Below are 1,445 nucleotides of genomic sequence, written 5' to 3'. Positions count from 1 at the left end.
ACCATCTCCAGGGTCAGCTCGTCGTGGTTGCGCAGGAAGATGCCCCACTGGCAGCCGGACGGGATCGCGGGGGTCTTGGCGAGGATCTCGGAGACCGGGTAGCGCGACTCACGGCGTACGGCCATGAAGATGCGCGGCATCACGGGGAAGTGGAACGCCATGTGGCACTCGTCGCCGCCGACCCGGTAGTCGCCGAAGTAGTCGACGACGTCCTCGGGCCACTGGTTCGCCTCGGCGAGGAGCACCTTGTCGGCGTACTGCTCGTCGATCTCCCGGCGCACCCGCCGCAGGAACGCGTGGGTGGCCGGCAGGTTCTCGCAGTTGGTGCCCTCCTGCTGGTACAGGTACGGCACGGCGTCCAGCCGCAACCCGTCGATGCCGAGGTCCAGCCAGAACTTCAGCGCCGAGATCATCTCGTCCTGCACGGCAGGGTTCTCGTAGTTGAGGTCCGGCTGGTGCGAGAAGAAGCGGTGCCAGTAGTACTGCTTGCGCACGGGGTCGTACGTCCAGTTGGAGGCCTCGGTGTCGACGAAGATGATGCGGGCGTCCTGGTACTGCTTGTCGTCGTCGGCCCAGACGTAGTAGTCGCCGTACGGACCGTCCGGGTCCCGCCTCGACTCCTGGAACCACGGGTGCTGGTCGCTGGTGTGGTTCATGACGAAGTCGATGATGACGCGCATGCCCCGCTGGTGGGCGGCGTCCACGAACTCCACGAAGTCGGCGAGGTCACCGAACTCGGGCAGCACGGCGGTGTAGTCGGAGACGTCGTAACCGCCGTCCCGGAGCGGTGACTTGAAGAAGGGCGGCAGCCACAGGCAGTCCACGCCGAGCCACTGGAGGTAGTCGAGCTTGGCGGTCAGTCCCTTCAGGTCGCCGACGCCGTCGCCGTTGCTGTCCTGGAAGGAGCGGACCAGTACCTCGTAGAAGACGGCGCGCTTGAACCACTCGGGGTCCCGGTCCTTGGCTGGAGTGTCCTCGAAGGTGTCCAGGACGGGCTCGTTGACGCTCATATGGTGGCTGACCCTCCGATCTGCGGGGTGGACGGTCGCAGGACGGTGAAGACGTGCGCGGGCCGGTGCCCCGGCTCCAGACGCACGTAGTTGGTCCTGCCCCAGTAGTAGGTCTCACCGGTGAGCTCGTCGCGCACCGGCACGGACTCGTGCCAGTCCAGGCCGAGTTGCGGCATGTCCAACGAGACCGTCGCCTCCTGGGTGTCGTGGGGGTCGAGGTTGGCGACCACCAGAACCGTGTTCGATCCGCTCCGCTTCGAGTAGGCGATCACCGCGTCCTTGTCGACGTGGTGGAAGTGCAGGTCGCGCAGCTGGCGCAGGGCCGGGCTCCGCCGCCGGACGGCGTTGAGGCGGGTGATGAGGGGGGCGATGGTGCGGCCCTCGCGTGCGGCGGCCTCCCAGTCGCGGGGGCGCAGCTGGTATTTCTCGGAGTCC

The 1,445-nt window shown here is 67.1% G+C and carries 2 protein-coding genes; both read right to left on the bottom strand.

Features of this window, described 5'->3' with window-relative positions; all coding sequences use genetic code 11:
• Positions 1-1,010: alpha-amylase family glycosyl hydrolase (locus tag ABZ117_RS34180; protein ID WP_356826698.1), on the bottom strand; the 1,010-nt coding region annotated here is incomplete at its 3' end.
• A partial coding sequence (locus ABZ117_RS34175; protein ID WP_356826696.1) for a DUF3459 domain-containing protein occupies positions 1,007-1,445 on the bottom strand: 439 nt, incomplete at its 5' end. The genes ABZ117_RS34180 and ABZ117_RS34175, both read right to left, overlap by 4 nt.

This window comes from Streptomyces sp. NPDC006309, from assembly GCF_040613095.1.
Taxonomy (GTDB): Bacteria; Actinomycetota; Actinomycetes; order Streptomycetales; family Streptomycetaceae; genus Streptomyces.
The sequence above is the reverse complement of the archived record's forward strand: the minus strand, read 5'-3'. Positions and strand labels throughout refer to the sequence as shown.